The following is a 24,741-nucleotide window of genomic DNA, read 5'->3' on the forward strand; positions in this document are numbered from 1 at the left end:
AGCTGGAATGGGCCGGATCAAGAAAACCTAAAGCGGCGTCGACAATTTCTGCATTGCCGGCAAGCGCCATCCATGATTTGAGGCGACCTCGTCTGAGGATCGCTTCCGCGCCATGCTTCCGCTCATTGCCCTGTTCATCGCCGCCTTCGCTTTCGGTACCACCGAATTCGTCATCGCCGGTGTATTGCCGCAAGTGGCCGACGGCCTCGGCGTTTCGATCCCGACCTCCGGCTATCTCGTCTCCGGCTATGCCGGCGGCATCGCGGTTGGCGGGCCGTTGTTGGCGCTCGCCACCAAAGGCATTTCCCGCAAGACCTTGCTGCTTGGCCTGACCGTCGCCTTCACCATCGGCCAGGCCGCCTGCGCGCTGGCGCCCGACTTTGCCTCGATGCTGCTGCTGCGCATTGCGGTCGCCGTCGCGCACGGAGCCTATTTCGGCGTCGCCATGGTGGTGGCGGTCGGCCTTGTGCCCGAGGACAAGCGCGGCATGGCTGTCGCCGTCATCCTCTCCGGCCTCACCGTTTCCAACGTCATCGGCGTGCCGGCCGGCACCGAGATCGGCAATCTATGGGGCTGGCGCGCCACCTTCTGGGTGATGTGCGCGCTTGGCGTGGTGGCATTTGCTGCGATGGCCGCCCTCTTGCCGCGCAAAACGGGCGCGTCGAGCCCGCCAGCCAACCTTGGCCACGAGGTGCGCGTGCTGGCGCGCCAGCAGGTCTGGACCTCGCTGATCCTGATGCTGATGCTGATGATCGGCCAGTTCGGCCTGTTCACCTACATCACCCCGACGCTGCTTGAAGTGACCCATCTCGACGAAAACCTGATCCCCTGGGTGCTGCTGCTCAACGGCGTCGGCGCCACCATCGGTGTCTTCCTCGGCGGCAAGCTTTCCGACTGGAAGCTGATGCCGTCGCTGATCACCATGCTTGCCCTGCAGGCGGTGATGCTTGGCGTGATCTATGCCGTCAGCCCCTATCCCGTGCCGATGGTCGTTGCGATTTTCATCTGGGGCGGCCTCAATTTCGCCATCGGCACGCCGATCCAGACCCGCATCCTGGCCTGGACGGCGGACGCCTCCAATCTCGCCTCCTCGCTCATACCGTCGGGCTTCAATGTCGGCATCGCGCTCGCCGCATCGCTGGGCGCCGCCATGCTCAATGCCGGTTACGGCTATCGCAGCCTGCCGATGGTGGGCGCTGCTGCCATGCTGGTCGCGGTGGCGGTGGCGCTTGCCTCCCACATCTGGGAAGGGCGCAGCCGGGCAGCCCCTCCGCTGCCAGCCGCAGCCGAGTAGCGCCCCTACAAATCGATCCGGAACAACAAGCTCTCGGCGCCGCCATAGGCGGCGTCCTTGATGAACGGGCCGATCAGCCGGCCGCCATTGGCCAGCACCACCTTCTGCGAGGCCGGATTGTCGAGGTCGGTGGTGAGATCGACGTAGGGCAAGCCGACCGCCCTCGCCTCGGGAAGCATCAGCCGCAGCGCTTCGGTAGCATAGCCGCGGCCGCGCTTCCACGGCACCACGGCATAGCCGATATGGCCAAGAACATGCGACGGCAGCGCCGACGTTCCGGGCTGCCAGCGAAAGCCGATCGAGCCGGCGGCCTCGCCGTCCCAGATCCAGCGCCGGAAGCCGGGCAGCCGCGGCACGGTCGTGCCATCGGGCAAGGCGATCGGCGGCCCCTTCGCCTCGGGATCGTCAAGGCTGGCAAGGAACGCCACCGGATCCTCCTCGATAGCGGCAAGCTGCTCACGCGTCGCTTCCATCAGGCGGACATTATCCGCCGACCAGCCGCGCTCGAGCGCCGCCTTGTAGGACGGCAGATGTTCGAGCGCGGGTTTGACGATTTCGATCATGGCGACAGGCCACTTGGCGCCCAACCCGCAAGCTCTCGGCGTGGCAGCAGAGAACCTCTACTGCAGCAGGCCCTTGACGATGCCGCTTGCCTTGCCAAAGTCCATCTGGCCGGCATATTTCTGCTTCAGCGCGGCGATCACCTTGCCCATGTCCTTCTGGCTGGCCGCGCCCGTGGCTGCAATCGCCTCGCGGGCCGCCGCAGCCACGGCCGCATCGTCCAGCTGCGTCGGCAGGAAGCCGCGGATGATCTCCATCTCGCCGCGCTCTTGCGCCGCCAGTTCCGGCCGCTTGCCGTCTTCGAACGCCTTGGCCGATTCCTCGCGCTGCTTCACCATCTTGGCCAGTATCTGCAGGATCTCCTCGTCGCTGGCGGGCTCCTTGCCCGAGCCGCGATTGGCGATGTCGCGGTCGTGGATGGCGGCCTGGATCAGCCGCAATGTCGGCAGCCGGTGCTTGTCCTGCGCCTTCATCGCGCTCTTCAGGGATTCGGCGATTTTTGCGCGCATGATGCTTTCTCCTTCGAACGGCGCGGACAATAACCGTGGCGAACTCGTAAAGCAAACGCGCCAAGCCCCTGATATCGTTCGACGAAACAAATGCCCGCCGATTTGGCCGGGCATCATTGACCGCTCTGGCGCCTTCCCCTATGTACTCGGCCTTGCATAAGACAATGAACTGATGCGTGCAGGCTCGAGAGATCGGCCGCGCCGTTTGCTGCGCAGATGGCCCGCCATCGAAGCGCGCAACCTGAAAGGAGCGCCGCCATGGCCGAGATGACGCCCGCGTTGACCCCCGCCTGGGCAACCGAAAAGCCGACCGCCCTTCTGGTGCTGGCCGACGGCACCGTCATCGAGGGTCGCGGCCTCGGCGCCGCCGGTTCGGCCGTTGCCGAAGTTTGCTTCAACACCGCGCTCACCGGCTACCAGGAAATCCTCACCGACCCGTCCTATGCCGGCCAGATCGTCACCTTCACCTTCCCGCATATCGGCAATATCGGCACCAATGACGAGGACATCGAGGACCTCAATCCGGTCGCCCGCGCCGGCGCCGTGGGCGCCGTGTTCAAGGCCGATGTCACCAACCCGTCCAACTACCGCGCCGGCACCGGCCTCGACCAGTGGCTGAAGAAGCGCGGCATCGTCGCGCTGTCCGGCATCGACACCCGCGCGCTGACCGCGCTGATCCGCGAGAAGGGCATGCCCAATGCCGTCATCGCCCATGCTCCCGACGGCGTGTTCGACCTCGACGATTTGAAGCGCCGCGCCGCCGCATGGTCGGGCCTGATCGGCCTCGACCTTGCCAAGGAAGTCACCTCCGGCCAGTCCTCGGTCTGGCGCGAAACGCCTTGGGTCTGGAACGAAGGTTTTGGCGAACAGGCTGAGCCGTCCATGCACGTCGTTGCCATCGACTACGGCGTCAAGCGCAACATCTTGCGCCTGCTTTCCGGCCTCGGCGCCAAGGTCACCGTGGTTCCGGCCAGCACCGGTTCGGAAGAGATCCTCGCCATGCAGCCCGACGGCATCTTCCTCTCCAACGGTCCCGGCGATCCGGAAGCAACCGGCGATTACGCCGTGCCGGTGATCCAGGATCTGCTCAAGACCGACATTCCGGTGTTCGGCATCTGCCTTGGCCACCAGATGCTGGCGCTGGCGCTGGGCGGCAAGACCGCCAAGATGCACCAGGGACATCACGGCGCCAACCATCCGGTCAAGGACCATACCACCGGCAAAGTCGAGATCGTCTCGATGAACCACGGCTTTGCCGTCGACGCCGACTCGCTGCCCGAGGGCGTCGAGGAAACCCATGTCTCGCTGTTCGACGGCTCGAATTGCGGCATCGCGCTCACCGGACGTCCGGTGTTCTCGGTCCAGCATCACCCCGAGGCCTCGCCCGGCCCGCAGGACTCGCACTACCTGTTCCGCCGCTTCGTCAATTTGATCCGCGAGAAGCGCGGCGAGGAACTGCTGGCAGAGCGGGCCTAGATAAAAGCCGGCCCGAAAGCTGCCTCCTACGTCGCTTTCCACCAGCTCACACTTCGTCGGCGACCGCTTCCTGCGCCTGCAGGCGCTCGACTTCCTTCGCCGCCGGCCGCGCAACTTTGGTGACAAAGACAATGACTGCAAGCGTGAGGAAACACGCGCCGAGCAGATAGGGCGCGCCGCCGAAGGTCACCGGTGCATTCGGCCCGGTGAACCAGGAAAAGATCGCGGTATAAAGCAGCGGCGTGATGATCGAGGTGATCGAAAAGATCGAGGTCATCGCGCCCTGCAATTCGCCTTGCGCCGAAGGCGGCACCTTGGCGGCGGCGAGGCTTCTCAGCGGCGGATCTGCCAGCGCCTCGAGGCAGCCGACGACGATCACCGCATAGATCATCCAGCCTTGCGAGGCGAAGGCGTAGCCGAAGGCGCTGGCCGCCGTGAATGTCAGGCCGATGACCGCCGTCCTCCATTCGCCAAGTCTAGGGATCACACGCGGCAGCACCGTCGCCATGACGATCGCCCCGCACAGGCCGAAGGCCCCGAGCGAGAAGCCGATCTGCTGCTCGCTCCAGCCATAGCGGTAATTGGAGACGAACGACCACACCGCCGGATACATCATGTGGCCGAGCGTCATCAGGAAGAAGGCGAGCCCGATCCAGCCGATGCCCTGGTACTGGCGCATCTGCAGCAGCGTGCCGACCGGATTGGCGCGTTTCCACTCGAAACGCCGGCGGTGCTTTTGCTCGAGCGTTTCCGGCAGGAAGAACAGCGCGATCAGGAAATTCACGAAGGCAAGCCCGGCGGCGAAATAGAACGGCACGCGCGGCCCGAACGTGCCGAGCAGCCCGCCCAGCACCGGCCCGATGACGAAGCCGACGCCGAAGGCGATGCCGAGCAGGCCGAAATTCTTCGCCCGGTTCTCATCGTTCGAGATGTCGGCAATGAAGGCCGATGTCGTGGAATAGCTGGCGCCCGAAATACCAGCTAGCACGCGGCCGATGAACAGCATCGGATAGGACCAGGCGATGGCGCAGATCAGATTGTCGATGGAGAAGGTGAGCACCGAGGCAAGCAGGATCGGCCGCCGTCCGAAGCGATCGCTCAAGCCGCCCATGATCGGCGCGAAGAAGAACTGCATCGCCGCATAGACGAAGAACAGCCAGCCGCCCTCGATCGCCGCTTCGCTGATGCCGACGCCGCTGAGCTCCCTTAGGAAAGCCGGCAACACCGGCATGATCATGCCGAAGCCGATAATATCGAGCAGCAGCGTGGTGAAGACGAGTGCAAGGCCCCGCCTGGCGGTTTTGGGGTCGATCATGATGGTGCTTGCTCCCTGGGCCGCCTTTGGGCGAAGGCGGGCGCCCCTTATAGGCGAGGCGTCATTCCGGAACAATAAGGGAACGCGCAGGAATCGTTGATCCTGACATTCCCTGACGGCAAGTAGGCGGTTGGTTTATGCTGGGAACTGCGGGCCCGAGACAGTCTCGTCAGATTGGACCGGTCAGCGTGTTGCAATCCGAAAGCTTGCCGCTTTTGTAGCCGCGCGCCAGCCAGGTCTGCCGCTGCTGCGACGTGCCGTGGTTGAAGCTTTCCGGCACGACATAGCCCTGCATCTTCTTTTGCAGCGTGTCGTCGCCGATCTGCTTGGCGGCGTTCAGCGCCTCTTCGATGTCGCCCTGTTCCAGAATGCCCTTCTGCCCGGTGAAATGCGCCCACACGCCGGCGAAGCAGTCGGCCTGCAGCTCGATCCGCACCGACATCTGATTGGCCTCGGCCTCGCCCATGGACTGCCGCATCTGGTTGAACTTGGGCAGGATGCCGGTGAGGTTCTGGACATGGTGACCGACCTCATGGGCGATCACATAGGCCTGGGCGAAATCGCCCGAGGCACCGAACTGCTGGTCGAGCTGCTGGAAGAAGGTGGTGTCGAGATAGACCTTATGGTCGCCGGGACAATAGAACGGACCGGCGGCCGTCGAGGCGGAGCCGCAGGCCGAGCGGATCTGGCCGCTGAACAGCACCAGCTTCGGGTCCTCGTACTTCAGGCCCTGTGACTGGAAGATGCCGGTCCAGGTCTCTTCGGTCTCGGCCAGCACGGTCGCCACGAACTGCTTCATCTCGTCGGAAGCAGGCGTGCCGGCACCCTCGTCCTGGCCGCCGCTGTTGTCGGTGATCTGGCCGCCGCCCCCCGGCAGCACACCGCCGCTGTCGCCGCTGCCCAGGATCTGCGACGGATCGAAGCCGAAATACCATCCGGCCAGCACCACAAGGATGACGAGCAGGATGCTGCCGCCGCCACCGGTGCGGCCGCCGATCGGGACGCGGAATTGGCCGGGGCTGCCGCCGCCGAAACCACCGCCGCCGCTGTCGCTGCGCTCGTCCTCGACATTGTCACTCTGACGGCGGCCCTTCCAGAGCATGGCAACTCCCCGTATGCAAAATTCCAGGCAGACCTGGCCGATGTCGTGGCCGGTCCGACCCAACAAACGAATATCCCAATGGTTGCACCAAGTCACAGTATTTTTCGTGCCGCGGCATCGCGGCTTCGCGCTCTGGTCGAGGCGGCCTGCGCGCTGTAGCATCCGGTTCGAACGGGGGTATCAGGGGCTTGCGGACGATCGGCCGATTTCTGTTGCTGGCGGCGCTGCTGTGCCTCGGCCCGTGGCCGGCGCGCGCCGTGACGCTCGATTCCAGCGTCGCCGTCACCGATCCCGACACATTGCAGGCGCTCGAGCGTGGCGGCCTGTCGATCAGCCGCCTGCTCGGCCCGGCGCTGGGTCTCACCCGCGAGGTCGACAATCGCGGCCTGTTTTCGGTGCGCGCGCTGACCCCCGTGCGCAACGCCGTCAAGCAGGAGATCGCCGACGAGCCCGCCGGCAGTCCCGACCCCTATGTCGCCGCTATGGCGAAGACGAAGGACCCCAGCCAGAAATTCAACCCCAACTACATCGACGATGACGGCTCGACGCTCGATCTGACTGGCGTCGTCAACCGCATGGACCGCGGCTATCTCGGCCACACCGAATGCGGCGAGATCAGGCTGATCTACCGTTTCCATTATTCGGTGGCGGAGAAGCCGGCGAAAGGGAAGACGGCACAACGCATTTCGTCGCGCCTGCCGCTGACCATGAGCCTGGTCTTCAACGCCAAGCCCGGCGAGGCTCGCGCCCGCGCTTCGAGAGACCGTCCAAGCGCCACCGCCGTGTCGTGTGCCGATGTCGCCAAGCGCTGGCTGGCCGCCGGGCAAAAAGACCTTCCGCCCGATCAGCTGGCGGCCTGGCTGCGCTCCGATGAAGGTCCGCTGTCTAACGCCATGCTGAATTCATCGCAGATCATGCGGCTCGAACTCAACATGCAGGTTCTCCGGCTATCGGCCTCGAGCCGGCGCGACTTCGGCGGCCATGCCGAATATCTCCTCAAGATCTTCAAATGGGATCCGGCGACGTCCACCTTCCAGGAATCGAAGATGGAGAACCAGATCGACAGGAAGATCGTGCTGGCCGACCGGCCGGCCTTCGCCAAATGGCTGCTAACCGACCGCAACATTTACGATCTCGATCGCGGCCGGCTGGTGATCAACGACAAATTCCTGGCGACCAGCGCCGTCTCGGTCGCGCCCGGCGGCATGAGCCGATCACAAAACAACATCGCCTATGGGCTGCTCGACGATGCCGATATCGACAAGGCGCTGCAGGACTATGTCGCCAGGGGCAACGAGCTGCGCAGCGTGAAATCGGTGGCCGGCTTCAATCTTCGCCTCAATGAGATGACCTGCACCGGCTGCCACCAGACGCATGGCATTGCCGGCTTCCACTATACCGGCGCCGATCCGGCGAGCGAGCCGCGCCGCAATGCCGTCTTCGTGCCGGGCTCGGCTGTGTTCTTCGCCGACCTGCCGCGCCGACGCGCCATCGTCGAGGACTTCGCCGCCGGCGGTCATCCCGATTTCTCCCGCGGCTTCGCCGCCCGTCCGGACGCCAAATTCGCCGAGGCGCTGAAAGACACCGACCTCTACAATGGCTGGGGTTCGATCTGCTATAGCGGGCAGGATGCAAGTTTCAAGGACTGGAACTGCGGCGACGGCCTGCGCTGCGCCGGCGTCCATGAAAGCGCTATCCATCCAAGCTTTGGCACCTGCGTCAGCGAGATGGGCACCGCCGTCGGCGATCCCGTCGAGTTCGGCGAGATCAAGATGTCGAGTTGGGGCAGCGACAAATATTGCCGCCTGTCACCGGCTACCGCAAAGGCCTGCGCCATCGATCCGGCGCGCGACAAGAAACCGCCGATAAAACTCGCCGGCTATGGCGCGGCGCGCCAGCGCTACGACAATCCCGAGCAGAAGACCGGCGGCTTTCCCGGCGGCATGCTGCGCAAGGCCAGCTGCGAGAAGCTGCCCGACGAGGCAAGCTGCGGGCGGCTGGCCAAGACCGGCTTCAACGACTGCATCGCCTCGGGCAAGGACCACAAATTCTGCACCAAGGAATTCACCAAGACCGCCGGCCTGCGCGCCTGCGACAAGGCCCATCCGTGCCGCGAGGACTATATCTGCACCGCCGGCTACGACGATCTGGCCGAGGCCAAGCCCGGCAAGGGCACCTGCATTCCGCCCTATTTCATCTTCCAGTTCCGCGTCGACGGCCATCCGCGCAGTTGGGTGCAGGACACCGAGGAGTAAGCGGCGCCGTTGTCGCCTTTCGAGCGAGAACTCAGCTCTTCTGCTTGGTGCCGGCGCTCTTGCCGTCCGAGCTTTTGGAGCGTTCCTCGAAACGCGCGGCGCCCTTCTTCAGCGGCCGGCCGGTTTCGGCTTCGGTCTTGCGCTCATCCTTTGCAGCCGCCTGCTTCAATCCTCTGGCAGCTTGCTTGCCCTTCGCGTTCGGTGCCTGTTCAACGCCCATCGTTTCCTCCCTTGTCGCGCACCAATCGCGCGACGTCAGGAGCAACGTGCGTAAGGTGTGGAGGTTCCGGTGAACTTCGAGCGAGCGGGGCTTTAGCGTGGCGCGATCATCGCCTTGCGAAACGCTTCCAGCGTCTCGGCGCTGACATGATGCTCGATGCCTTCGGCATCGATGCGCGCCGTCTCGGCGCTGACGCCGAGCGAGCGTAGAAACGCCTCCACCGTCTGGTGGCGGATGCGGCTTTCCTCCGCCACCTTGCGGCCGGCATCGGTCAGGAACACGCCGCGATACGGTTTTCTGGAGACCAGCCCGTCAGCGCACAGCCTGGTCAGCATCTTGGCCACCGTCGGCTGGGCGACACCAAGCCTTGCCGCGATATCGACCTGACGCGCCTCATTGCCGTCCTCGATCAGGTCGGCGATCAGCTCGACGTAGTCCTCGACCAGCGCGCTGCGGCGCGCCTCGCGCGTATGCCGGAAGCCTTCGGAATGGACATTGGCATCCGGAAGCGGCTCCTCGCGTCGAACCGGTTTGTGCTTCAGCGCCAATACGCGCTCCTTCCTGGCTTTCGACAAATCAATCAGCCTTTGCCATTCATAGCACGGGCTTAACTGCTCCAGCCGTTTATTTGCATTCCATGGCAGGCGCAACCGGCGTTTGCGATCCACCTTCGTCCACTCACCGATGAGGCCATGAAAAGCACATACAATGAAATATAGCATATTGCATAATGTTGAGCCCTGGCATAGATAGGATGGCAGATACCAATCCATTCAGTGGAAAGCCGTACATGTCCGAAGCCGACGCAACCGTTGGATCAACCTGGCGATTTGACAGGGCGGAAGACAATCCGCCCAGCCTGCGCGAGGTGAATTCGACGATCGCGGTGCCGCAATCCGGCGTCTGGTTCCGCCGTCTGTTCGCCTTCATCGGGCCGGGCTACATGGTTTCGGTCGGCTATATGGACCCGGGCAACTGGGCGACCGATCTCGCCGGCGGCGCGCAGTTCGGCTACACGCTTTTGTTCATCATCATGCTGTCCAACCTGATGGCGATCCTGCTGCAGGCGCTCGCCGCCCGGCTTGGCATCGCCACCGGCCGCGACCTCGCCCAGGCTTGCCGCGCCTACTATCCGCGTCCCGTCAGTTTCGTGCTGTGGATCGCCTGTGAACTGGCCATCATCGCCTGCGACCTCGCCGAAGTCATCGGCACGGCGATTGCGCTGCAGCTTCTGTTCGGCATTCCGCTGATCGGCGGCGCCGTGCTGACGGCGCTCGACGCCTTCATCGTGCTTTTGTTAATGAACAAGGGTTTCCGCTATCTCGAAGCCTTCGTCATCGCGCTTCTGATCATCATCTTCGGCTGCTTCGCCATCCAGATCTTTGCCGCCGCTCCGCCGGTCGGCTCGATCCTGCATTCGATGTTCGTGCCGTCGACGGAGATCGTCACCAACCCGGCGATGCTCTACATCGCGATCGGCATCATCGGCGCCACGGTCATGCCGCACAATCTCTATTTGCACTCCTCGATCGTGCAGACACGCGCTTATGAGCGGACCGAAAAGGGCAAGCGCGACGCCATCAAATGGGCGACGACCGACTCGACCATCGCGCTGATCCTGGCGCTGTTCGTCAACGCTTCGATCCTGATCGTCTCGGCTGTCGCCTTCCACGGCACCGGCCATCAGGACGTCGCCGAAATCGGCCAGGCCTTCGAACTCCTCTCGCCGCTGCTTGGCCTCGGCATCGCCTCGATCCTGTTTGCGGTGGCGCTGCTGGCCTCCGGCCTCAACTCGACGGTTACGGCAACGCTTGCCGGTCAGATCGTCATGGAAGGCTTCCTGCGCCTGCGCATCCCGCAATGGGCGCGCCGGTTGCTGACGCGCGGCATCGCCATCGTTCCAGTGGTGGTCGTCACCGCGCTCTATGGCGAAAAGGGCACCGGCCAGTTGCTGGTCTTCAGCCAGGTGATCCTGTCGATGCAGCTTCCCTTCGCGGTCATCCCGCTGGTGCAGTTTGTCTCCGACAAGAAAAAGATGGGCAACCTTGCCATTCCGCGCGGCGTGGCGGCCCTCGCCTGGGTGGTCGCGGCGATCATACTGGTGCTCAACTTCAAGCTGCTCTACGACACCGTCTTCGGCGTCGGCTGAATTTCCCCTTCCCGACCGCGACAAACCGGCGGCCCGCGCTATCTTATCCCCCACCATGACCGAGGTCGAAGACGCCAGGAAATTCTATGCGCGGTTGATGGCGGCCAGTGCCGGCTCGGCCGATCCGCGTCTCGAACAGGCTTTCGCCACGGTGCCGCGCGAGGCCTTTCTCGGCCCCGGACCGTGGACGGTCGTCGCCGGCAGGGCGCTGATCACCGGCAACGGCAAGATTATGACGCCGAGCGCCGATCCGGTTCACATCTATCAGGACGTGCTGGTGGCGCTCGATGCCGACAAGGGCATCAACAATGGCGAGCCCTCCCTGCACGCCATGTGGATCGGCAGGATCGCCCCCAGACCGGGTGAGGCCGTCACCCATGTCGGCGCCGGCACCGGCTACTACACCGCCTTGCTGGCACGGCTGGTTTCGCCTGGCACGGTCACCGCCTTCGAACTGGAGGCCGACCTTGCCGCCAAAGCGACAAAGAACCTCGAAACCTATGACAATGTCAGCGTCATTCACGGTGATGCCGTCACGAGCGATCTGCCGCCTTCCGACATCATCTATGTCAACGCTGGCATCATCGCCCCGCCGGTTGCCTGGCTGCGAGCGCTAAAGCCCGGCGGCCGCATGATCTTTCCCTGGCGCCCGTCCCAGAGCGTCGGCCTTGCCGTGACGGTGACCCGCACCGATAAGGGCTTTGCCTGCGACCCGTTCATGCGCTCATGGTTCATCCCTTGCGTCGGCGCCTCGGTCGCCAACTCGGCGGCGAAAATCCCCGACCTCCAGCTAGCGGCGCGAAGCCGCTCCATCTGGCTGACATCAGACAGGGCGCCGGACCGCACCGCCACCGCTGTCATCGGCGACGTCTGGTTTTCGTCGCAGGCGCTTGGCGGCAGGCGACAGCGGCAATAGGTATTTTGCATCGGCGAGCGGCGATTTTTTACCCGGGCCTGTCGGACTGCCGCCTGCCCGTCCGTCCTTGGATCGAAGTCCGGCCCGACGGCCCGGGCCAAAGAGAAGGAAAAATCCAATGAGGAAGATCATCGCCGCCACCTTCGTCAGCCTAGACGGCGTCATGCAAGCGCCAGGCGGTCCGGAAGAGGATCCGGTTGGCGGCTTCGAGTTCGGCGGCTGGACCTTCCATTATTTTGACGAGGTCGCGGGCGTCGCGATGGAAGAACTCTTCTCCAAACCCTTCGCGCTGCTGCTCGGCCGCAGAACCTACGACATCTTCGCCGCGTACTGGCCTTACCAGAAAGATGCGATCGGAGATGCCTTCAACCCTGCGATCAAATATGTGGCGACGCATCGGCCGGACAGCCTGACCTGGGAGAACACACAATGGCTTGGGGAAGATGTCGTCGCGGCATTGCGCCGCCTCAAGCAGGAAGATGGACCTGACCTGCTCATCCAGGGTTCGGGCGAGCTGATCCAGACTTTGCTGGCCAACGGGCTGATCGACGAGATACGGCTGATGATCTTCCCGCTGCTGCTGGGCAAGGGCAAGCGGCTGTTCGGCGACAACGCGATGCCGGCCGCCTTCAAGCTCGTCAAGTCGCAAGCCACCACCACCGGCGTCATCATGGCGACCTACGAACGATCAGGCGAGATCAAGGTTGGATCGTTTGTCACGCAGGAGCCGTCCGAGGCTGAACTCGAGCGGCGCAAGAACTGGAAGTGATTGGTTCTTTCTCCCCGTCACTATACGGGGAGAAATGCCCGGCAGGGCAATGAGGGGCAGCGCTGCCCTCGCCAATTCACGAAACGTCTGTGGAGCTAAAACGGATCGGTTCGCGCCGCCCCTCATCCGCCTGCCGGCACCTTCTCCCCGTATAGTGACGGGGAGAAGGCCGTACCCTCAAGCCGCCACCGCCCGTCGGGCTAGTCCATCCCGGATATACCGCGCGAACTCCTGCGCGGCCGGCGCCACGCCAAATCTTGGCAGGTGCAGATTGATCGAGAAATTCGGCAGCGACGGCAGGCCTGAATCGAAAGGCAGAATGTCGAGGTCGGCCGGCACGGTGGAGGCGAGCCACGTGGTGACGGCGAGGTCGGAGCGTACCGTCGCGGTCGTGGCATCGATGTTACCGTTTTCGAACACGGTGCGCCATTCCAGCCCGTGTTCGTTCAGCGCCGACAGCACCACCGGGCGGAAGGCGCAGGTGTCGGCGACGATCGACACCGGCAGCGGTCGCTTGGCGCGGGCAACGCCGCCCTTCGCCCCGACCCAGACCAGCCGCTCGATGGCGAGGCACTCGCCGGCCGACGGGCCAACCCGTTCTTCGATGACGGCAAGATCGATGGTGCCGGCCGCAAGGGCAGCAGTAAGGTCCGGCGAGGCAGCACAGAGCAGCGAAATCTCGACCCGCGGATAGGCCTCGGCATAGGCCTTCAGCACCGGCGCCAGCAAGGTGCCGACAAGGTCATAGGGCACGCCGAGCCGCACCTGGCCGGCAACTTCCGTGCCCGCCATCTCGGTCCAGATTTCGTCATTGAGGCCAAGCAGCCGCTTGGCCTTGCCGAGCAATCGCTCGCCGGCCCGCGTCAGCCGCAAGCCGCGCCGGTCGCGCTCGAACAGGCTGCAGCCGAGCGCCTCCTCCAGCCGCTTGACCTGCTGGCTGACGGCGCCTTGCGTCAGGTGAAGGGCGTTCGCCGCCGCCGTCATGCTGGCCTTGTCGGCGACGATGACGAAGGTGCGGATTAGCGCCATGTCGAGATTGCGGATCATGATTAGCATTATATCTGCTAATGCCAGCCATCGCAAACATTGCATTTACTGAAGTAGGCGGCGGTCTAACATGGGGCCTTCTACGAAGGACGCCCCATGCTCCAGCCCATCCTGCCGCTCATCCTGTTTGCCTTCGTGGCTACCGCCACGCCAGGCATCGCGACCACCTTGTCCACCGCTTCGGGCGCGCAGTTCGGCTTTCGCCGTTCTGTGCCGCTGATGGCCGGCAGTGCCGCCGGCCTTGCCACGGTAACGGGTGCCGCCGCCGCCGGGCTCGCCGGCCTGCTGCTCGCCATGCCGTCGCTGCAGCTGGCGATGAAGATCATCGGCTCGCTCTATCTCATCTGGCTGGCCGTCAAGATCGGCCGCGCCGGGCCGCCCAATCTCGATGTGACGATGGCCAAGCCGAACAGCTTCTTCGGCGGCGCCGGCATCCAATGGATGAACCCGAAAGGCTGGGCGATGGGATTGGGTGCCGCGGCCTCGTTCGCGGCGCTGGCCGACGGACCGGGACAACTGGCTTTGCTGCTCGGCTCGACCTTCGGCCTGACGGCTGCGATCTCGCTGTCCGTCTGGTGCGTGGCGGGCATGGTGCTGGCACGGCTGCTCAAGACCGAATGGCAATGGCGCGCGCTCAACATCGTGCTGGCGCTGGTGCTGGCGGCCTCGATCATTCCGATGTGGCGAGGGGCTTGAGGTGCGAGGCCTGGCAGGACTGGGGTTCCTCGCCCCCGCAAAGCGGGGGAGAGGTGGCCGCGAAGCGGACGGAGCGGAGGCAGCGCGGCGGGTGAAAACCAGGTGCGTTTCTTTCAACGCCTCTAGCTTGACGTAGGGCGTCCCCCTCTCCGTCTCGGCTTCGCCGAGCCACCTCTCCCCCACATCCGTGGGGGCGAGGAACCTGCTCCCTTCAACTCAAGCCGCGTAGCGGGCGGCCGGTTTGTCGGCGTGCAGGCTGCCGTAGAAAGCCTGCCTTGCGCCGAGGAACGTATCCAGTTTGGCCGCATCGGCAAGCGCCGGCACGGTCACGGCTTCGCCCCTGGAGAGACCGACAAGGGCGGCATCGACCATATCGTCGGCGCTCATGATGATTTCCTTCGGCAGGTTGTCGATGTCGCTGCCGGCAAGCTCCCAGAAATCGGTGCGGGTCGCGCCCGGCAGCACCGCCTGTACCCTCACTTTGGTGCCGGCGACCTCGCGGTGCAGCCCCTCGGTGAAATTGACGACATAGGCCTTGGTGCCGCTGTAGATGCCGCCGAACGAGGTCTCATAGGCGAGCACCGAGGCGATGTTGACGATGGCGCCGCGGTTGCGCGCCAGAAGCCCCGGCAGCACGGCGCGGGTCAGGCGGGTCAAGGCGATGACGTTGACCTTGATCATGCGCTCGGCCTCGTCAGCGTCGGCGGTTGCCACCACCTGCTGGCCGCCAATACCGGCATTGTTGACCAGCAGCGTCACGCTGTCGTCGGCGGCGATCGCCTGCTCGACGCGGCGCACATCATTGTCGTCGGCGAGATCTGCGGCAATCACACTGACCTTGCGCTTGTAGGCATAACGCAGCTTTTCAGCCAGTTCCTCGAGCCGGTCGGCGCGCCTCGCCACCAGCACCAGATCGTAGCCCTGCCCGGCCAGCCTGTCGGCGTAGACCGCGCCGATGCCGGCCGACGCGCCGGTGATGACCGCGGTGCCCTTGTTGTCCTGTCCACTCATTGTCCTGTTCCTTTTTTAGCTGCCCGGCGAGATGGGATGTCCCCCGTTCGCCGCCTGATTTTCAATTAGTGGCATATACCACTATTCCGGAAATAGGTATATGCCACTATCTTGTCAACGGCTGCGGCAGAAACTATTTCTGCGGCAGGCCGACAGACGCTTTTTGCCGGCGCGGAGCCGTGATGACCAAGACTGCGATGCCGGGATTTAGCCCTTGCAACAACGCCACGCTGCGGCGCGCCGCGCGCAAGCTCAGCCGCTTCTATGACGATGTGATCGCGCCTTCGGGCCTGAAGGGCACACAATACGGCCTGCTCTACCAGATCTATGTCGGCAGCGAGCCGGCGATGGGCACCATTGCCGAAGAGATGGTCATGGACTTGTCGGCGCTCGGTCACACGCTGAAACCATTGATCCGCGATGGCTATGTCGAGACATTCGCCGACAAGGACGATCGCCGCGTCAGGCGGGTGCGGCTGACACTCCTAGGCCTCGCCAAGCTCGAGGAGACGACGAAATTGTGGAGCTTTGCTCAGCAGAGGTTCGAGGCGCTGGTCGGCCAGCAACGAGCGGCCGATCTGCGCGCCATGCTGGATGAAGTCACGGAGCTGGATTACGAAGTACCACCGGCCGCCCCTTCAAGCTGAAGAAGCGGCCGGCGATCATATCTGGAAAAGCAATTCCAGGAAAAGTGTGCAGCGGTTTTCCGTCCGGAATTGCTTCAAACTAGTAAGTCTACTCCGCCGGCATCGCGACCGGCCGAGCCGCCCAGCGGCCGGCCAGCACCACACCAAGCCCGATCAGCGGGAAGATGGCGGCGATGAGGCCGAGATCGGCCGGCACGCCGTAGCGCAGCACGGCGCCGCCGACCACCGCGCCCAGCGCCACGCCGAGGTAGAGCGCCGAGGCGTTGAGCGACAGCACGATCGGGGCTGCGTCGGGCGCCAGCTTGATGATGCGGCTGGCCTGCGCCGGCGGGAACGCCCAGCCGACCATGCCCCACGGCACCATCATGGCCATCAGCGCCGGCCCGGCGATGTGCTGAGGCAGAAAGGTCGGCACGACCGACAGCAGGACCAGCATGGCTGCGCTCAGCGCCAGCGACCAGCCGACGGTGCGTGTCGCGCCGAACCGGTCGGCGACCTGACCGCCGGCAATGTTGCCGATGACGGCGCCAACGCCGAAGGCGAGCAGCATGCCGGGCAGCGCCAGCGGGCTCAAGCCGCCACTTTGGATGGCAAGCGGTGCGATGAAGCTGAAGACGGCGAAGGCGCCGATCAGGGCGAGCGCCGTGGTGAACAGGATCGGCATGACGCCGGGGCGCAGGGCAGCTGCCAGCCGCCGGCGCAGAGGCAGTTTGGTGCCGATGATGCCGCGCGGCAGGCGGTACCACAGGATGGCGCCTGCCAGCGCGCCGAGCCCGGCAATGGCAAAGAAAGTGCCGCGCCAGCCGGCAAAGGCGGCGACAAGCGCGCCGAGCGGTGCGCCGAGCGCAACCGCTACCGTTGTGCCGCCGACGACGACGGCAATGGCGCGCGCCCTGTGATGGTCATCGACCAGCGCCACCGCCGTGCCTTGCGCGGTCGACGCGAATAGGCCCGACGACAGCGCCATGATGATGCGGGCAATGAGCAGCAGTTCGAAGGATGAGCTTAGTGCTGCCACCAGATTGCCGATGACGAAGAACACCAGCGTCCACAGGATGACGCGGCGCCGGTCCCATTCGCCTGTCAGCGTCGCCAGGATCGGCGTGCCGAACGCATAGGCGAGCGCAAAGGCCGTGATCAGCGTGCCGGCGAGCGGAATGGAAATGCCGGCATCGCCGGCGATATCGGGCAAAAGGCTGGAAATGACGAAGCCTTCGGTCGAGATTGCGAACGATCCGAGCGCCAGCCAGTAGATCCGCTTATCCATGGGTCAGTGTCCTTAGTTCAAAAGTTATTGAACAATTGGACATAACAGGGCATGATGTCAATGAAGCCAGACGAAAATAGCTGAACCCTGCTGACAGCCCTGTGTCAGGACAACCGGTGGGCTCGCTGACGAAACGGAGAAACACTGTCTATGCGCAGCACATGATGGACGCGTTGAAATCGCCACCGACTGTGCTTAGTTTCGGGCCATGACCTTGCCGCATCCCAACACAGACCAAATCAGCCTGCCGATCGTGCTTGCCGTGCTTGGCGACCCGACCAGGCTCGCCATCGTGCGTTATCTCGCCAGCAAGGAAGGCGTGCCGCTGAACTGCAGCCAGTTCCTCGACTTTGGCTCGAAGACCAATCTCAGCTATCACCTGGCCAAACTGCGCGAAGCCGGCGTCACACGCGCCGAAGTGGTCGGCACCAACCGGATGATCACGCTGCGCCGCACCGATCTCGACGCCCGCTTCCCAGGCCTGCTCGACAGCGTCATCGCCGCGGCTGGCGACGATCCAGGCCTGCCCGCGGTCGGCGGCCACGACATCGAACTGCCGGCCTGAGGCGGCAGGTTCGAAAGTAAGATTTCTGTGCTCCTAGCGCTGCCAGAAACCGATATGCGGGGCGAGAAGCTCCTCGTCCATCTCGGGGAAAGGACCGTGGACCTCGACCGGCTTCTGCCCGGAGGCGAGGACCGTGCGCGACGACAGGCTCATCGTCGGATTCTCGGCATGGTCGCCGGTCAGCGCGAGAAGCTTGGTCTCCTCGTAGCCGTAGACCAGCCGGCCGATATTGGCCCAGTAGAGCGTTCCGGTGCACATCGCACAGGGCTCGCCGGTTGTGACCAGCGTGCAGGACCACAGGAATTCCGGTGGATAGGCGTCCGCGGCACGCCGGGAGAGTTCAGTTTCCGCGTGGCGTACGGCATTGATGTTGCCTTGCCGCATCAGGATGCGATCGTAGGGGCCGACCAGCACGCAGCCGAAAGGATGATGCCCGTGCGCGGCAGTCTCGCGCGCCACGTCATTGGCGGCGCGCAAGTGGGCAACCATCTGGTCGCGGGTCATCGCCTGGTCCCTCCAAGGCTGTCTTGAGCAGATCTCCCCCCAGACGAACTCTGGACGGCGTGGACGGTAGCAGATGGAGTGCTTCCGCGAAAGCCGAGGGTGAGGCTCCCGGCTGTCCCGAACAAGGGCTTGATACCGAAGGCAAGAGCTTGATAACGAAGACCGGCCGCAAGCCCCACCGGGCTGTACCAGGGAGCCCGCCGCATGCGCATTGCCGTTTTCGCCGACATCCATGGCAACGTCCTGGCACTGGATGCCGTGGTCGCCGATCTCGAGCGGCGCGGCGGCGCCGATCTCACCATCAATCTCGGCGATTGCGTCTCCGGCCCGCTCTGGCCGCGCGAGACGTTCGAGCGGCTGGAAGCGCTCGACCTGCCGACCCGTGCGCGGCAACCATGATCGCCGCGTCGCCGTTGATCCGGCCGACGATACGATGTGGGCTTCCGACCGCTACGCGCAGGAGCGGCTGACGGAGGCGCAGCGCGAAGCCCTCTTCGCCCTGCCCTTCACGCTGGAGATCATTCCCGGCGTGGTCGCCTTTCATGCCCGGCCCGATCATGACGAGAAATATCTGCTCGACGCGATCGTCGATGGCCAACTGGTGCGCGCACCGCTTGCCGCTATTCAGCGGCGGCTGAAGCCGCTCGACCCCACTTGCCGCATCGTGTTGTGCGGCCACAGCCATCGCCCGGAGCTGATCCGCATCCCCGGCGGCCCCGTCCTCTTCAACCCCGGCAGTGTCGGCGCCCCTGCCTATGACGACGATACGCCGCCGGCGCATGTTTCGGAGCAAGGCAGCCCGCATACGCGCTACGGCATCGTCACCTTGGATGGTGAAGGACCCGACCGTTTCGAGACCATCGCCGTCGACTACGACCACGAAGCGGCGGCCAGGCAGGCTGAACAGGCGGGGCGGCCGGAATGGGCGCATGCGCTCAGAACCGGCTTCATGCCCAAATCCTCTGGGCAAGGCTCCGTTTGACGGCACAGCCGTGCCCTGCGCCGCCCTCCCGGCACCAAACATCGGACGCATTTTCGGACTTACATGGCGCCGTATCGTCCCTTATAAAACCGCCTCGGCATGCGGCAGAACCTGCTGCGGCAAAGGTACAGAGTATCAGTGCACGGCCAATGATGAGGCGCACAGTTACGCTCCGAACAAGTCTGCTTGCGCTGATTGCCGCTCCGCTGCTGATGGCGGCGTGGTCGGCTATTGTCCCGGCCCACGCCGAAGACGCGCCCTTCATCTCCATCGTCACCGGGCTTGCCCCCGACGATCTCCTCAACATCCGCGCCAAGCCATCGCCGATGGGCAAGACTGAGGCGCGGGTGGCTGCCGGCGCGAGCGTGCGCAACCTCGGCTGCAACGACATTGACGGACATCCCTGGTGCAAGATTGTTTCAGACAATCCCGCCGCCACCGGCTGGGCGCCGGCGCGCTATCTCGTTCCGGTCAATCCGGCGACCGTGCCCGACTCTGACCAGCCGGCGGATGCGCCAGCTGTCGCCAGTGCCGGTCAGACACCGGACGCCACGACGCCACAAGCTGGCCAGGCACCAGATGCCGTCAGCGGAGCGGCACCAGCCGCCGAGGCTGCGATGCCGTCCGCTCCGGCTGCGTCTGCGCCGGCTGCCCCTACCGCATCGCCGCCCGACCTGAAGTCGCGGCTCGGCGAGGATGCGCCGCGATCGGCAGGACCGCCATGGAGGACGCCTATGGCCTGGCCTTCGCGGCGGTCGAGCCATCCCCTTTCCCGCCCGCCCCAAGCATCCCCTGCGCCCGCCATGTCGGCGAGCCGATGATGCAGTGCCAGATAAACGTCGCCCATACCGGCGGCGACAGCGCGGTGACCGTGACGTGGCCGGATGGCGGAGCGCGCATCATCAGCTTTCAGGGCGGCCTGCCTGTCGGCTCGGACTCTCCCGACGAATTCCGCTTCACCCGCGAGGGCAGCTTGAACATGATCCGCATCGGCGTGGCCGAACGGTTCGAGATTACGGATCAGCTGGCGTTTGGGAATTGAGCTGAGAAGGCAGCGGGACAGCGCCCCCCTCTGTCCTGCCGGATATCTCCCCCACATGGGGGGAGATTAGCAGTTTCGCTGTCGGCGCCTTTTCCAACACTGAAAATTGGCGAAAGCAGTCGCGCCATCGATCTCCCTCCTTGTGGGGGAGATGCCCGGCAGGGCAGAGGGGGCGCGAAGGAATGGGGCGCTCGCAACCGAAGCCCACAATCCCTCATTTTCGGGGTTACATCCGCCAAAACTCTTCCCTATAAGGCCCTCCTAGCCTGATACCAGAATCGCAAGCACAACCGGCCGGGTCTTCCCGTCCCGGTTTTTCGTGCAAGCCGCTCGCCGAACGGAACTCATAACGATGCCAAGACGCACCGACATCAAGTCGATCCTGATCATCGGGGCCGGCCCCATCGTCATCGGCCAGGCCTGCGAGTTCGACTATTCCGGCACCCAGGCCTGCAAGGCGCTGAAGGAGGAAGGCTTCCGGGTCATCCTGGTCAATTCCAATCCGGCCACCATCATGACCGACCCGGAACTGGCCGACGCCACCTATATCGAGCCGATCACGCCGGAGGTCGTCGCCAAGATCATCGCCAAGGAGCGCCCCGACGCGCTGCTGCCGACCATGGGCGGCCAGACCGCGCTCAACACCGCCTTGTCGCTGCGCCGCATGGGAGTGCTCGACCGTTACAATGTCGAGATGATCGGCGCCGACGCCACGGCTATCGACAAGGCCGAGGACCGCGCTTTGTTTCGCGAGGCGATGAAGAAGATCGGCCTGGAAACGCCGAAGTCGATGCTGGCCAACGCCACCGACGTCAAGAACACCGACCGCAAGACGCATGAGGCCGAACGCGCCGCGCTCAAGGCCGAAAAGCCTGCCGATCTCGACGCAGCGCTCGACGCGCTGGAAACCCGCTGGAACCTCGGCGAAGGCGACCGCAAGCAGCGCTACATCAGCCATGGCATGGCGATCGCCGCCCAGGCGCTCGACCATGTCGGCCTGCCGGCCATCATCCGCCCCTCCTTCACCATGGGCGGCACCGGCGGCGGCATCGCCTACAACCGCGCCGAATTCTACGACATCGTCCAGTCCGGCCTCGACGCCTCGCCGACCACCGAAGTGCTGATCGAGGAAAGCGTGCTCGGCTGGAAGGAGTATGAGATGGAGGTCGTCCGCGACAGAGCGGACAATTGCATCATCGTCTGCTCGATCGAGAACATCGACCCGATGGGCGTGCACACCGGCGACTCGATCACCGTCGCCCCTGCCCTGACGCTCACCGATAAAGAATACCAGATGATGCGCAACGCCTCGATCGCGGTGCTGCGCGAGATCGGCGTCGAGACCGGCGGCTCCAACGTGCAGTTCGCCGTCAACCCGGCCGATGGCCGCCTCGTCGTCATCGAGATGAACCCGCGCGTCTCGCGCAGCTCTGCCCTGGCTTCCAAGGCAACCGGTTTCCCCATCGCCAAGATCGCGGCCAAGCTCGCCGTCGGCTACACGCTGGACGAGTTGGAGAACGACATCACCGGCGGCGCGACGCCCGCCTCCTTTGAGCCGAGCATCGACTACGTCGTCACCAAGATCCCGCGCTTTGCCTTCGAGAAATTCCCCGGCGCCGAGCCGGTGCTAACCACCGCCATGAAGTCGGTCGGCGAAGTCATGGCCATCGGCCGCACGTTCCAGGAGTCTTTGCAGAAGGCTTTGCGTGGTCTCGAGACCGGCCTCACCGGTCTCGACGAGATCGAAATTCCCGGCCTTGGTCATGGCACAGCGCCCGCCAGCCACGTCGACGACCGCAACGCCATCCGCGCCGCGCTCGGCACGCCGACACCCGACCGGCTGCGCATGGTGGCGCAGGCGATCCGTATGGGCACGTCTCTCGAAGACGTCCACGCCATGTGCAAGATCGACCCGTGGTTCCTCGAACAGATCGCCGGCATCCTCGCCATGGAAGACCGCATCCGCGAGCACGGCATTCCGCAGGACGCCGTCAATCTGCGCATGCTAAAGGCGATGGGCTTCTCCGATGCCCGCCTCGCGTCGCTGACGAAGACCGACGCCGAAGTGATTGCGAAGACTCGCGAAAAGCTCGACGTTCATCCGGTTTATAAGCGCATCGACACCTGCGCAGCCGAGTTCGCCTCGCCCACCGCCTACATGTATTCCACCTACGAGGTTCCGTTCGCCGGTGCGCTGGCTAATGAAGCGCAAGTGTCATCGCGGAAAAAAGTCGTCATCCTCGGCGGCGGTCCGAACCGCATCGGCCAGGGCATCGAGTTCGACTATTGCTGCTGCCATGCCGCCTTTGCGCTGCGCGACGCCGGCTATGAAGCGATCATGATCAACTGCAACCCCGAGACGGTTTCGACCGACTACGACACCTCCGACCGGCTCTATTTCGAACCGCTGACGGCGGAGGACGTGCTGGAGATCCTGCGCGCCGAACAGGCGTCGGGCGAACTGGTCGGCGTCATCGTCCAATTCGGCGGCCAGACGCCGCTGAAGCTGGCCGACGCGCTGGAGAAGGCCGGCATCCCGATCCTCGGCACGTCGCCCGACATGATCGATCTCGCCGAAGACCGCGACCGCTTCCAGAAGCTCCTGCACAAGCTCAACCTCAGCCAGCCCAAGAACGGCATCGCCTATTCGGTCGAGCAGGCCCGCCTCGTCGCCGGCGAGCTCGGCTTCCCGCTGGTGGTGCGCCCGTCCTATGTGCTCGGCGGCCGTGCAATGCAGATCATCCATGACGAGGGCATGCTGCAGTCCTATTTGCTCGACACCGTGCCCGGCCTGGTGCCGGAGGACATCAAGCAGAAATACCCCAACGACAAGACCGGCCAGATCAACACACTCTTGGGCAAGAACCCGCTTTTGTTCGACACCTATCTCAGTGGCGCCATCGAGGTCGATGTCGACTGCCTCTGCGACGGCAAGGACACGTTCGTGTCGGGCATTCTGGAACACATCGAAGAGGCCGGCATCCATTCGGGCGACAGTGCCTGCTCTCTGCCGGTCCACTCGCTGCCGTCGGAACTGGTCGACGAGCTGGAGCGCCAGACGGCGGCGCTTGCCCGCGCGCTCAATGTCGGCGGCCTGATGAACGTGCAGTACGCGATCAAGGACGGCACGGTCTATGTGCTGGAGGTCAATCCGCGTGCGTCGCGCACCGTGCCCTTCGTCGCCAAGACCATCGGCCGGCCGATCGCCAAGATCGCCGCCCGCATCATGGCCGGCGAGAAACTGGAAGACGCCTTCGCCCATTACGGCGCCATGCCCGACCCAAGGAACCCCGGCCACATCGCGGTCAAGGAAGCCGTCTTTCCTTTCGCCCGCTTCCCCGGCGTCGACATATTGCTCGGCCCGGAAATGCGCTCGACCGGCGAGGTCATGGGCCTCGACCGCGATTTCGCGCTGGCCTTCGCCAAGAGCCAGTTAGGCGCCGGCGTCGACCTGCCGCGCTCCGGCACGCTGTTCGTCTCGGTGCGCGACGAGGACAAGAAAGGCATATTGCCGGCGGTCAAGCGCCTCGCCGGCCTCGGCTTCAAGGTGCTGGCGACCTCGGGCACGCAACGCTTCCTCGCCGAAAACGACGTCGTCGCCGAAAAGATCAACAAGGTCCTGGAAGGCCGCCCCCACATCGAAGACGCCATCCGCAACCGCCAGGTGCAGATCGTCTTCAACACCACGGACGGCCAGAAGGCGGTGTCGGACTCGAAGTCACTGCGCCGCGCGACGCTGATGCAGAAGGTGCCGTATTACACGACGCTGTCGGGGGCAGCAGCGGTGGCCGAGGCGATTGCGGCGCTGAAGGCGGGAAGCCTGGAGGTCAGGCCGCTGCAGGAGTATTTCGCTTAGGCGATTAGCTCCTTCTTCCCCGTCACTATACGGGGAGAAGATGCCGGCAGGCAGATAAGGGGCAGCGCCACTCGTATCCGAAAGGTCACCTAGGACAACAGACAGGCGGCGTCGGTTACTTTGGTAGTTTCAGAACACCTTGCTTCCACAAGACTCGAAGCCGATTTCTGATATTCATTGCGACCTGTCCAGCGTTTAGCTGGTCGTATTTGGAGCGTGTGTCCATCAGCCCGTTGAACCGTGCAATTTCATGAAGCGCCTCTAAGTCCGCAACGCGGTCAGGTCGTTTGTAGTAGGGAGCAATAATCGCTTCCCATTCGCCATTCTCAGGACGCTTTGACCATGCATCGCGTTGATCAGCTGTAATGTCCATCGTTCTCCCCATCTTTCAGATCTGATTTGAGCTTAGCGCGAAGTCAGCCGCAGCAGAAGCGCGTCGTCGGGCGCGGCTGCGGGAGCGATGCGGCGGCAGGGCTCGAAGTCGGTTGTGTGCGTCAAGTTCTGCAAAAAGGGGCGGCCATGTCGCTGGTCATGCGGCTTGGCGCAGAGCGAGCTTCT

General features: G+C 64.3%; 24 protein-coding genes. 13 read left to right on the forward strand and 11 right to left on the reverse strand.

Features of this window, described 5'->3' with window-relative positions; genetic code table 11:
• Positions 1-112: 112 nt before the first annotated feature.
• Positions 113-1,294 carry an MFS transporter gene (locus tag FJV77_RS11585; protein WP_142866938.1) on the forward strand — a complete coding sequence of 394 codons (1,182 nt, stop codon included), beginning with the start codon at positions 113-115 and terminating at the stop codon, positions 1,292-1,294.
• A gap of 5 nt (positions 1,295-1,299) precedes the next feature.
• Here FJV77_RS11585 and FJV77_RS11590 read toward each other — a convergent pair whose 3' ends face one another.
• Both FJV77_RS11590 and FJV77_RS11595 read right to left on the reverse strand, forming a co-directional pair.
• Positions 1,300-1,857, reverse strand: coding sequence for a GNAT family N-acetyltransferase (locus FJV77_RS11590; RefSeq protein ID WP_142866939.1), 558 nt, complete (start codon positions 1,855-1,857; stop codon positions 1,300-1,302).
• A 57-nt stretch (positions 1,858-1,914) separates the two neighbouring features.
• Complete coding sequence (locus FJV77_RS11595; protein ID WP_142866940.1) at positions 1,915-2,364, reverse strand: GatB/YqeY domain-containing protein; 450 nt, start codon at positions 2,362-2,364, stop codon at positions 1,915-1,917.
• Between the two features lie 258 nt (positions 2,365-2,622).
• Here FJV77_RS11595 and carA point away from each other — a divergent pair, with 258 nt between their 5' ends.
• Positions 2,623-3,840: a glutamine-hydrolyzing carbamoyl-phosphate synthase small subunit gene (carA, locus tag FJV77_RS11600; protein ID WP_142866941.1), complete on the forward strand. Its 1,218-nt coding sequence runs from the start codon at positions 2,623-2,625 to the stop codon at positions 3,838-3,840.
• Positions 3,841-3,886: 46 nt separating this feature from the next.
• Here carA and FJV77_RS11605 read toward each other — a convergent pair whose 3' ends face one another.
• Positions 3,887-5,155 (reverse strand): TCR/Tet family MFS transporter, encoded by a 1,269-nt coding sequence (locus FJV77_RS11605; protein WP_142866942.1) that lies wholly within the window; start codon positions 5,153-5,155, stop codon positions 3,887-3,889.
• 169 nt (positions 5,156-5,324) lie between these two features.
• Entirely contained in the window at positions 5,325-6,257 is a 933-nt protein-coding gene (locus FJV77_RS11610) for a neutral zinc metallopeptidase (protein ID WP_142866943.1), read from the reverse strand.
• A gap of 188 nt (positions 6,258-6,445) precedes the next feature.
• Between FJV77_RS11610 and FJV77_RS11615 the strand changes: the two genes are divergently transcribed.
• Positions 6,446-8,512 (forward strand): hypothetical protein, encoded by a 2,067-nt coding sequence (locus FJV77_RS11615; RefSeq protein WP_142866944.1) that lies wholly within the window; start codon positions 6,446-6,448, stop codon positions 8,510-8,512.
• Between the two features lie 31 nt (positions 8,513-8,543).
• Here FJV77_RS11615 and FJV77_RS11620 read toward each other — a convergent pair whose 3' ends face one another.
• Together FJV77_RS11620 and mntR are read right to left on the reverse strand one after the other, a co-directional pair.
• The gene (locus tag FJV77_RS11620) at positions 8,544-8,732 is read right to left on the reverse strand and encodes a hypothetical protein (RefSeq protein ID WP_142866945.1); all 189 of its coding nucleotides are present in this window, start codon (positions 8,730-8,732) and stop codon (positions 8,544-8,546) included.
• A gap of 92 nt (positions 8,733-8,824) precedes the next feature.
• Positions 8,825-9,280: a manganese-binding transcriptional regulator MntR gene (gene mntR / locus FJV77_RS11625; protein ID WP_142866946.1), complete on the reverse strand. Its 456-nt coding sequence runs from the start codon at positions 9,278-9,280 to the stop codon at positions 8,825-8,827.
• 242 nt (positions 9,281-9,522) lie between these two features.
• Here mntR and FJV77_RS11630 point away from each other — a divergent pair, with 242 nt between their 5' ends.
• The 3 genes from FJV77_RS11630 (at position 9,523) to FJV77_RS11640 (ending at position 12,566) form a co-directional block, all read left to right on the forward strand.
• Positions 9,523-10,881, forward strand: coding sequence for an Nramp family divalent metal transporter (locus FJV77_RS11630; protein ID WP_142866947.1), 1,359 nt, complete (start codon positions 9,523-9,525; stop codon positions 10,879-10,881).
• A gap of 55 nt (positions 10,882-10,936) precedes the next feature.
• Positions 10,937-11,797, forward strand: a complete 861-nt coding sequence (locus FJV77_RS11635) for a protein-L-isoaspartate O-methyltransferase (RefSeq protein ID WP_185970277.1) — start codon at positions 10,937-10,939, stop codon at positions 11,795-11,797.
• A 118-nt stretch (positions 11,798-11,915) separates the two neighbouring features.
• A complete protein-coding gene (locus tag FJV77_RS11640; RefSeq protein WP_142866948.1) occupies positions 11,916-12,566 on the forward strand; it encodes a dihydrofolate reductase family protein in 651 nt (216 codons plus the stop codon).
• Between the two features lie 177 nt (positions 12,567-12,743).
• Here FJV77_RS11640 and FJV77_RS11645 read toward each other — a convergent pair whose 3' ends face one another.
• Positions 12,744-13,613 carry a LysR family transcriptional regulator gene (locus FJV77_RS11645; protein ID WP_142866965.1) on the reverse strand — a complete coding sequence of 290 codons (870 nt, stop codon included), beginning with the start codon at positions 13,611-13,613 and terminating at the stop codon, positions 12,744-12,746.
• Between the two features lie 96 nt (positions 13,614-13,709).
• On the opposite strand from FJV77_RS11645, the gene FJV77_RS11650 reads away from it, so the two are divergent.
• Positions 13,710-14,309, forward strand: coding sequence for a LysE family translocator (locus FJV77_RS11650; RefSeq protein WP_142866949.1), 600 nt, complete (start codon positions 13,710-13,712; stop codon positions 14,307-14,309).
• A gap of 216 nt (positions 14,310-14,525) precedes the next feature.
• On the opposite strand, the gene FJV77_RS11655 is transcribed toward FJV77_RS11650, so the two are convergent.
• The gene (locus FJV77_RS11655) at positions 14,526-15,320 is read right to left on the reverse strand and encodes an SDR family oxidoreductase (protein ID WP_142866950.1); all 795 of its coding nucleotides are present in this window, start codon (positions 15,318-15,320) and stop codon (positions 14,526-14,528) included.
• A 182-nt stretch (positions 15,321-15,502) separates the two neighbouring features.
• On the opposite strand from FJV77_RS11655, the gene FJV77_RS11660 reads away from it, so the two are divergent.
• Positions 15,503-15,967, forward strand: a complete 465-nt coding sequence (locus FJV77_RS11660; protein WP_142866951.1) for a MarR family winged helix-turn-helix transcriptional regulator — start codon at positions 15,503-15,505, stop codon at positions 15,965-15,967.
• A gap of 88 nt (positions 15,968-16,055) precedes the next feature.
• Here FJV77_RS11660 and FJV77_RS11665 read toward each other — a convergent pair whose 3' ends face one another.
• Positions 16,056-17,234: an MFS transporter gene (locus FJV77_RS11665; protein ID WP_142866952.1), complete on the reverse strand. Its 1,179-nt coding sequence runs from the start codon at positions 17,232-17,234 to the stop codon at positions 16,056-16,058.
• 208 nt (positions 17,235-17,442) lie between these two features.
• Between FJV77_RS11665 and FJV77_RS11670 the strand changes: the two genes are divergently transcribed.
• On the forward strand, positions 17,443-17,799 hold the full coding sequence (locus tag FJV77_RS11670; protein WP_142866953.1) for a helix-turn-helix transcriptional regulator: 357 nt from the start codon (positions 17,443-17,445) through the stop codon (positions 17,797-17,799).
• Positions 17,800-17,832: 33 nt separating this feature from the next.
• Here the strand turns inward: FJV77_RS11670 and FJV77_RS11675 are convergent, their stop codons facing one another.
• Positions 17,833-18,303 (reverse strand): nucleoside deaminase, encoded by a 471-nt coding sequence (locus tag FJV77_RS11675; protein WP_142866954.1) that lies wholly within the window; start codon positions 18,301-18,303, stop codon positions 17,833-17,835.
• 204 nt (positions 18,304-18,507) lie between these two features.
• Here FJV77_RS11675 and FJV77_RS32895 point away from each other — a divergent pair, with 204 nt between their 5' ends.
• From FJV77_RS32895 to carB, 4 genes are all read left to right on the forward strand, one after another.
• Positions 18,508-18,702, forward strand: a complete 195-nt coding sequence (locus FJV77_RS32895) for a metallophosphoesterase (RefSeq protein WP_246691224.1) — start codon at positions 18,508-18,510, stop codon at positions 18,700-18,702.
• Positions 18,686-19,285: a metallophosphoesterase family protein gene (locus FJV77_RS11680; RefSeq protein WP_246691225.1), complete on the forward strand. Its 600-nt coding sequence runs from the start codon at positions 18,686-18,688 to the stop codon at positions 19,283-19,285. The genes FJV77_RS32895 and FJV77_RS11680 overlap by 17 nt, the downstream gene beginning before the upstream one ends.
• 721 nt (positions 19,286-20,006) lie before the next feature.
• Positions 20,007-20,327: a hypothetical protein gene (locus FJV77_RS32330; RefSeq protein ID WP_185970278.1), complete on the forward strand. Its 321-nt coding sequence runs from the start codon at positions 20,007-20,009 to the stop codon at positions 20,325-20,327.
• A gap of 352 nt (positions 20,328-20,679) precedes the next feature.
• Positions 20,680-24,183 (forward strand): carbamoyl-phosphate synthase large subunit, encoded by a 3,504-nt coding sequence (gene carB, locus FJV77_RS11695; RefSeq protein WP_142866955.1) that lies wholly within the window; start codon positions 20,680-20,682, stop codon positions 24,181-24,183.
• A gap of 115 nt (positions 24,184-24,298) precedes the next feature.
• Here carB and FJV77_RS11700 read toward each other — a convergent pair whose 3' ends face one another.
• The gene (locus tag FJV77_RS11700; protein ID WP_142866956.1) at positions 24,299-24,556 is read right to left on the reverse strand and encodes a hypothetical protein; all 258 of its coding nucleotides are present in this window, start codon (positions 24,554-24,556) and stop codon (positions 24,299-24,301) included.
• Between the last annotated feature and the right edge of the window lie 185 nt (positions 24,557-24,741).

Source organism: Mesorhizobium sp. WSM4306 (assembly GCF_007003975.1).
Lineage (GTDB): Bacteria > Pseudomonadota > Alphaproteobacteria > Rhizobiales > Rhizobiaceae > Mesorhizobium.